Source organism: Candidatus Phytoplasma australasiaticum subsp. ipomoeae (assembly GCF_024425275.1).
Taxonomy (GTDB): domain Bacteria; phylum Bacillota_I; class Bacilli_A; order Acholeplasmatales; family Acholeplasmataceae; genus Phytoplasma; species Phytoplasma australasiaticum.
Genome location: NZ_JALQCV010000014.1, coordinates 5367 through 13159 on the forward strand (window position 1 = coordinate 5367; position 7793 = coordinate 13159).

The following is a 7793-nucleotide window of genomic DNA, read 5'->3' on the forward strand; positions in this document are numbered from 1 at the left end:
TAATTAAAAATAACTTATTTTAAAACCATTTAATTAATTTAAATAAATTTCACTTTATTTTATTACGTAATAAGTTTCTTAAATATTATTTATATTAAACAATATTTAATATAATTAAACATAGTTAGCTATTTTTTGATATTTTTATTCTAAATATAATTAAAAATAACTTATTTTAAAACCATTTAATTAATTTAAATAAATTTCACTTTATTTTATTACGTAATAAGTTTCTTAAATATTATTTATATTAAACAATATTTAATATAATTAAACATAGTTATCTAAATTTAAATTTTTCTAATTATAAATATATTTGAATAGACATTCTAAAATTTATTTTTTTATTATTTGATCAAACAATTTTCATAAATTATCAAATAAATATATACGAAAAATATTAATACAGTGATATTTTGATTATAGAAGTTTTCAATATTAAAAAATGATAAAAATAAAAAAAATTTTTAATTAAAACTATTAGTGATTGCTAGAAATATAATCAAGAAATGGGCAAAGTTACTTTATTTTTACATAAAAATCATTGTTTTATATTATTATGTTTAACGAAGTAATTAGCGAAAACAAAAAATCATTGACCAATGAATTAACAAAGAAAATTTACGCTTATGATATAAGAATATTAACCGCAGCAATTTAACCAAACTATGACGTCAACAAAAAAAGATTACCAAAGAAAACTTAAATAATATCAAAACTCACAATGATAAATAAATCGTAAAAAATATATTATAATTTTCAATAAATAAATTTTTTTTAAAATATTTAATTTATAAAATTATATAAATAGTGATATATTTAAATTTCAATATTTTTTATTTAAATTCTATGAAATTTTCTATGAAATTTTTTATAAAATTATTAGTAATATAAATATTAACTTATTAAAGAAGTGTATATTTAATATTCTTTATATCAATAATGATAAGGATAATAAATTAAATATTAAATTGTAAAAAAGGAAGATTTATCTATGTTTGATAATTCAAAAAAAAAATTATCTAGTAAAGCTTTTCTTTTTTTAATTGTATTAATTATATTTTCAAGTGCCACTTATTTCATTAAATTAAATAATTATTCTTTTCGTAATTATGACTCAGAGCAAAACTTACTAACTTTGATAAGTGGCGCTTTTTATAATACTTTTTATAATTTCACTTTTCAAAGTAATTTTTTAGTTCTTTTATTTTGTATTGGAACTTTAAATTCTAAATTTCGAAATCATAAAAATTATTCTTTATGGGCTTTTTGTGTTTTAATTGATATATTATTAACCGGCGTCGTTTGGAATTTAATCGCCGATCCTTTTGTAGATTATGAAAATTTTAAATATGAATTTTTAACAGTGAGTTTATGTGAACATACTTATATTCCGATATTATTTACTATTTTTTATTTTAGTAATTGTTATGTTAATCCTCCTTTGGCCCCTTGCCTTAAACATTATTTAGCTTTAATCCATCCTTTGTTTTATCTTTTTTATTCCTTAATTTTAGGTTCAATCGAAAATCAACGTTTTTATCAATATCCTTATAATTTTATGAATCCTTTTTTATACTGTAATATCAGCTCAATAATTAATGATTTTTTTGATTTAAATTTTTATAATAATTTCTCTCAAGGATGGCTTGGTGTTTTAATAAATAATATTTTTTTATTGTTAGTTTTATTAATTGTTATTCCTATTCTATTTATAATAAAAAAAAATTAGTAAATATAAAATAATCTCCAAGTTATTCCAAATTTTTATCAATCAAGATTTTTCGAAAGAATAAATAAATCGTGTTGAAGAAAAGTCAATTAATTAGAGGAATGACACTCATATGAGCTCAAAAAACAATCTCTTCACATTAATAATCAATCCATTTTAATGAGTGATACCATAACAAAAATTTATTGTAGTACTTATTTCCAAGACCATAGTAATTTACAAAAAAAATCAACCCAAAGGAGAAATAATTATATGACTAAAAAAAAGAATTAATAAAAAAAATCGCTGAAGCAAATAAAGCTACCATTACTGCTACAGAAACATTTTACAAAACCTTCGAGCGTGTTTAATCGAAGCAATTGCATCCCATAAAAAAGTAATTTTAGCACCTACCATTGGTAGATTTGTCTTAAAATCACGAAAAGCCTACATTGGAAGCAATCCACAAAGAGGAAAAAAATCAAAATCCCTGCTTCCACACCCATTATTTTTAAAGTAGCGGGTAGTTTAACAAAAAGAAGTTAAATCCTTAGTCTTTGAAGAATAATTGCAAGTAAGAGAAAATAAATGGCTTCATAGAACAACAAAAAACAAAAAATATGCTCAATGCTATCAACTGATTATCAATAAATAATGATGAAATAAATTTTCATTATTATTTTGTTTCATTATTTCTTTCTTAAAGTTATATAATAGTGATATATTCAAATTTCCAAATTTGATAATAATAATCTTATTATTATCAGAAAGGTTACGAAATTAATGAATAAAAAAAACTTTTTACAAAAATATTTTGTTGAAATAATAGTTATTTTATTATTAGGAATAACAATTATGATTATGATTCATAAAAATCATCATTGTACTAGCAAAAATCAATCACCTTTATCTTCTTGGGAATCCGCAAAAGAAACGTTAGATTATTATGAAGCATTTAAAATAAAAAAACTCTTTTCTACTAGACTGAAACGTTCTGCCGAAGAACAACTAATTCCCAAAATTAAAATAACTGCGGCTCGTTTAGAACAAATGAAAAAATATCTTTTTTCCGAACCTATTAATCCTACTTTATTACCAACTGATTTATCAGAACAAGAACAAGAAGAAATTAATAAACTTAAAAAGAGTTGGGGATTGTGTTTAGGTTATTTAAATAAAGAAAAAGATGTAATAGACGAATACCAAAATAAATGCGATGAATACCAATCTCAATTAAATCTTATTTCTCCACAAATAACATCTTACGAACAACAAAAAAAACCATTAGAAAAACAACTAGAAACAAAACAACCAGAAGTTGATAGATTAAAAATTGATAGAAAAACTAACGAAGATAAAATCGATAAATTCCAAGATGAAATTTCAAAAATAGTTGGTGAAATCGGCAAAATCGAAGTTCAAATTGGTAAATTAAAAGCAACCCAAAGAAAATACCAAGAAATGTTATCTGATGCTGAAGAATACCGAAAAAAATTAGAAGAACGATATGAAGAAGGTGAAAAACAATATAAAGATTCAATTATTTCTCGATTAAACAAACTCTACGAAATCACCTCAACTGAGGGATAAATAAAAAAGGAGTTATAAGTTAAAATGATGCAAGTAAAAAAAAAATTACATCTTTTACCATTATTTTTAATTAGTTTTTTAGGTATGTTTTTAATAATCAATAATAATCCCATTATGGCATCAAGCAATGGTCATGCTAATAATAATGGTCATAATATAAATAATAATCAGTCAGATTTGGAAATACAAGCAAATATTTTACTAGATTTGAATTTACAACAAGCTCAATTGGTACAACAAATTTTTCAGGCTAGAGAAAATAATGCTTCTGAAGAATTTATTAATAATTTAATGACACGAAATATGCAATTAAGCCAAAGGATTGCCACTCAACAAAGAATTTTACATAACACTATACCCCAACATTCAAATCGTTCGAATAATTCCAGCCGAAATTAAGTCAATTCAATTTTTAAAGATTCTTTAAACAAAAGTCTTTTTGATTTCCTATTTATTAAAGGAATTAATCACGAAAGTAACTAAAAGATTATCAAAAAAAATACAAAATTGACTTTTTTACTTTTTTAACTAAAATAATCCTAATCAACTTTTTATTCTATTTGGGAGTGAACCAATGTTTCATTTGTTTTATAGTTAAAACAAATTTCGTGGTGAAAAAGAAAATAGAGCCTCTCCGAGGCTCTATTTATGTAAAGATGATTAAAAAAATCATCGTTACTTTTATTTTATGTTTCATATTTTTCACATCCCTTAGTGGTTTTTTTAGTATCTCCAAAAGAAAGAATGTTTGAAACATTTACTTTAAGAAGATACTTATTCTCGTTCTATAAAATAGAAATAAAAAAATATTTTATCAATTTAAGTCCCTTTTTAAAGGGACTTTTTCTTTAGCCAAATATAAAAAAACATAACTACCTGGCAAAGAAAAAAAGTCAATCAAATAAAAAAAGAAAGGAATAAAAAAAGTGATTTAACTAAACAAAAATCAATTAACTGGTTAAGAAAAAAACATTTTTTCATTTAAAAAACCTTTTTTAAAAAAAATAATAAAATATTAAATTTTTAAGACCCTTATTTTTAAAGGTCTTTTTTTATTCAACAATATTTTTTTATTGCCATTAATAAATGAATATTTTTGTTAACTAAACAAAACAAAGGAGTTTTTATAATATGAACAATTTAAAAAAATTAATAAAAGAAATTATTTTTCTAATTATCAGTGTCATGATCATTTTTACTCCCGCTTATTTTATAAAAAAACATCAGAATGAAGAATTACATCAAAGTTTTATTGAAGTAGATGAAAGTTTAACCGATTAGGAAAAAAATTAGATTAAGCTAGAAAACAATCCAATAATAGTAATTTTGGTCATGATGAACACGATAACTAGTTGTCACAAAATAAGGGGTCAGTGTGTTAATTGGGTTAAAGAACGGAACGGATCTAATTCTGTAATACTTCCGATTTCGGAGGCATTAATGTATTTGTGACGATGTTGGTAACCAGGCTTTAGTACGTTGATTTAAGTTAACTTTCATGATTAATTACGCTTTCTTAAAAATTTTTTTAAATAATAACCAAAGATATTTTCCTAAAAAATAAAGAAACCTACAAAGGTGATAAAGACATTTAATCATAAAATCAATTAAAGATAATAAATGCGGAAGAAATAATAAAATAATGGTTAATAACCCTAAGTTTAACCATTGATTTCGATAAGTATAATAAATAATTACTTAAAATATTAAGACCATTATTTAATTTGGGTTAACCAAGTATTAAATAGATGCCATTATGATTTGGGTTCTTAGTAGTTAAATAACGATAAAATCGCACTACTATTTCTTGTTTTAATTAGGTAATATTAGTTTGGCGGTTAAAAGATAGAATTTAATGACATAATAAACGATTATAATCAGAATAAACGCAAGTAAAGTAATGATAAAAAAAATGAGGTTGTTTGGTCAAGATGAAAAGATTTTTTTAATTAACATATTTTTTGGTTTCCTTTTTAAGATTTTGTGTATCAAAAAAAGACCCTGAGAGAGGGTCTTAGGGTTGTGATGAAAAATTAATTAAATTCATTTAATTTATATTGTAAATTAATATATTTTTGGTTTAGATTCTTAATTTTTATCACTAATTTTTGATATTTTGTCATAAGTTCTTGTATTGCGGGTTTTTGATAGGAAATACTTAAAATTTGAATTGCTATTTGATTTCTTTCATATGAATCATGCCGAATTTGTTCATTTATAGACTTTAAAATTTTGATATCATAAATTCTTTGATAAAGATTTTTAATTATTTGATCTAAATCATTTAATTGTTTTTGTAATTTTACATCATCATCTAAACGATAAATAAGAAAATATGAAATTTTAGTAGCTAATTCTTTTCGTTCTAAATAAAGTTTATTAATTTCATTATTTATGTAATTTTCATCATTTAAATTATTCATCGCCATTACTTGATTATTATTCATTGTAAATAATAGTCCTAAAAAAATAAATAAATAAATACTTATTATTTTAAATTGATTTTGTAATTTAAACATTAATTAAATCTCCTTTAATTTTTATTTCTTAAATTTTAATATATTGACAGTTGGTATAATTTTGTTACCAGTCAGAGCTGACTCTTTTATTATTTTCAACTTCTTTTACTTTATCGTTATTATGTTTATCTTTAAAGAGAGATAAAGTTTTACGTAAAGGGTTGCAGTGCAGGTAGAAATCAGTTAATTTGAAATCAGCATTATGAACAAAAGCTTCACCAAGGTAGTATTACGTTTGTATATCAACAATGCACTAAAACGTCTGAAGATGCTATTTAATAATTGTCTAATCATGAAAATTATAAGTTATAACTTAATAATTTTAATAAATTTATTTTATAACGCTTGACAGATAAAAAAACGGGATATAAAAAATTAATAATTAATTCCCCTAAATACTTATAACAGATAAGCTTAAATTAATCCATTAAAGAACATTCATTCTCGAGTAACTCCTTCTTTTTATTTTAACTAAATATTTAATATTATTATTTTTTTATCATTAAAGCAATAACAACAAAAAAAACAACAAATAAAAATGATAATACATAAACTCACAATTGCATGTCTTTTGTAAATACTATTTTCTATTTTTTTTATAAAATTTTTTATTTTTAAACTCAATACTTTGCAACTTAAAAATAACATAATTAACAAGAAAACGCTTAAAATTGCTATCAAATTAAAAAATATATTTTTAGTAACCTCATCCATTATAAAATTTGCTTCTTTTGTAAAGTATTTATGTAGCATAAATTAATGATCAGAAATTGTTTTTTTAGAAAAAAACATAATTGTTAACACATTTAATAAAAAGCCAGAAACATACTATCAACCAAATAATAAACAAAATAATAAATAAAAGAGTAATTTTATTTCTTTTTTTAATAATATCTTTTATTGTGCAAATAAAATTTATTATTAATTCAAAAATTCTGAGACTTAAAAATATTATAGATAAAATAAGTAAAATTAATATTAATATCGACAAACAATAAGTACCCAAAAACATACCATACATTATAAAATTTTCTCCTTTTTGTAAAGTATTTATGTAGCATAAATAATGATCAGGAATTGTTTTTGTCTAATACAAAAACATAATACAAAAACATAATTGTTTATATTTTAGTATTATAAGCACATTTAATAAAAAAGCAATTTTTATTTTCACAAAATAATAATTTATGAAATTAAGATATTTTAAATCGATAATTTTGTAAATAATGAAGAGGACTTTGATAATTAAGTTTTTTCATAGGCCATTTGTGATTTTTAGTTATCAAATGGAATACAATTTGGTTTATTGTAATTTACTAGAGCATTTTTTATTACACTGTAAAATTTGGGATAATTCAGCCAACCCATTACAAGTTGATGTGGGGCAAAATGGAGCTCAAATATTGTTAAATGAATTAGGACAAATTCATTTTGCTAATACTTGGCGATATCAAAATTATAAACGTAAAGCAGCTCAAACCATTTTTTTTCAAAAAAAATCATTTTTTCGATACCGTAGATTCTTTATAGTTTTGCAAATAATTAAATCTTAAAAATATAGATATTAATGATTAGTTTTTTGACTTTAAAAACACCATATTTTTGTTTCTATGACAGCCAACATCGCATCCAGGTTTGGTATGATGGATTTAAATGCGTTTTTTTTGGTTGTTAAAATAAACTTTACATCTTTTTTTGATCATTATTCTTCCGATTATCAGTCTTGGTTTTCTTTAATTTCTCAAATTTTTTAATTTTCGAATTTTTTCTAACTATCACAATGGACGTATGATGTTTTTTTGTTAGGGTTTTTCAAAAAATCTATTCTCCTATCTCCTAAATAGTCATATTCGGTATAAGTGAGCTGTTCCGAAAATTTAGACACTTTTTATTTTTTAAAAATCTTGAAGACTAACTATTAAGTTAGTCTTTTTTTGTTTAAAAGATTAAAAAATAATTTCCTATCTTTTTTA

6 protein-coding genes and 2 pseudogenes are annotated in these 7793 nt (G+C 22.0%); 6 read left to right on the forward strand and 2 right to left on the reverse strand.

Going from position 1 to position 7793, the window contains the following annotated elements; translation table 11 throughout:
* Window positions 1–994 precede the first annotated feature (994 nt).
* The 5 genes and pseudogenes from NQK76_RS02170 to NQK76_RS02190 all read left to right on the forward strand — a co-directional run bounded on the left by NQK76_RS02170 (window position 995) and on the right by NQK76_RS02190 (window position 4582).
* A complete protein-coding gene (locus tag NQK76_RS02170) occupies window positions 995–1732 on the forward strand; it encodes a hypothetical protein (RefSeq protein WP_255872722.1) in 738 nt (245 codons plus the stop codon).
* Window positions 1733–2004: 272 nt separating this feature from the next.
* Window positions 2005–2279, forward strand: a pseudogene (locus NQK76_RS02600) (HU family DNA-binding protein).
* Window positions 2280–2494: 215 nt separating this feature from the next.
* Window positions 2495–3301, forward strand: coding sequence for an effector (locus NQK76_RS02180; protein ID WP_255872723.1), 807 nt, complete (start codon window positions 2495–2497; stop codon window positions 3299–3301).
* 24 nt (window positions 3302–3325) lie between these two features.
* Window positions 3326–3700, forward strand: a complete 375-nt coding sequence (locus tag NQK76_RS02185) for an SVM family protein (RefSeq protein WP_255872724.1) — start codon at window positions 3326–3328, stop codon at window positions 3698–3700.
* A gap of 732 nt (window positions 3701–4432) precedes the next feature.
* Window positions 4433–4582 (forward strand): hypothetical protein, encoded by a 150-nt coding sequence (locus tag NQK76_RS02190; RefSeq protein ID WP_255872725.1) that lies wholly within the window; start codon window positions 4433–4435, stop codon window positions 4580–4582.
* Window positions 4583–4674: 92 nt separating this feature from the next.
* Here NQK76_RS02190 and NQK76_RS02195 read toward each other — a convergent pair.
* Window positions 4675–4801: pseudogene (locus NQK76_RS02195) on the reverse strand (endonuclease); the annotation flags it as partial.
* Window positions 4802–5334: 533 nt separating this feature from the next.
* On the reverse strand, window positions 5335–5820 hold the full coding sequence (locus NQK76_RS02200; RefSeq protein ID WP_255872726.1) for an SVM family protein: 486 nt from the start codon (window positions 5818–5820) through the stop codon (window positions 5335–5337).
* Window positions 5821–7106: 1286 nt separating this feature from the next.
* Here NQK76_RS02200 and NQK76_RS02205 point away from each other — a divergent pair.
* Complete coding sequence (locus tag NQK76_RS02205; RefSeq protein ID WP_255872727.1) at window positions 7107–7373, forward strand: hypothetical protein; 267 nt, start codon at window positions 7107–7109, stop codon at window positions 7371–7373.
* The last annotated feature ends 420 nt before the right edge of the window (window positions 7374–7793 follow it).

Bases quoted from the DNA above. Each gene is read 5' to 3' on its own strand.
- NQK76_RS02170 (WP_255872722.1), top strand. From the start codon at position 995: ATGTTTGATAATTCAAAAAAAAAATTATCTAGTAAAGCTTTTCTTTTT.
- NQK76_RS02180 (WP_255872723.1), top strand. From the start codon at position 2,495: ATGAATAAAAAAAACTTTTTACAAAAATATTTTGTTGAAATAATAGTT.
- NQK76_RS02185 (WP_255872724.1), top strand. From the start codon at position 3,326: ATGATGCAAGTAAAAAAAAAATTACATCTTTTACCATTATTTTTAATT.
- NQK76_RS02190 (WP_255872725.1), top strand. From the start codon at position 4,433: ATGAACAATTTAAAAAAATTAATAAAAGAAATTATTTTTCTAATTATC.
- NQK76_RS02200 (WP_255872726.1), bottom strand. From the start codon at position 5,820: ATGTTTAAATTACAAAATCAATTTAAAATAATAAGTATTTATTTATTT.
- NQK76_RS02205 (WP_255872727.1), top strand. From the start codon at position 7,107: ATGGAATACAATTTGGTTTATTGTAATTTACTAGAGCATTTTTTATTA.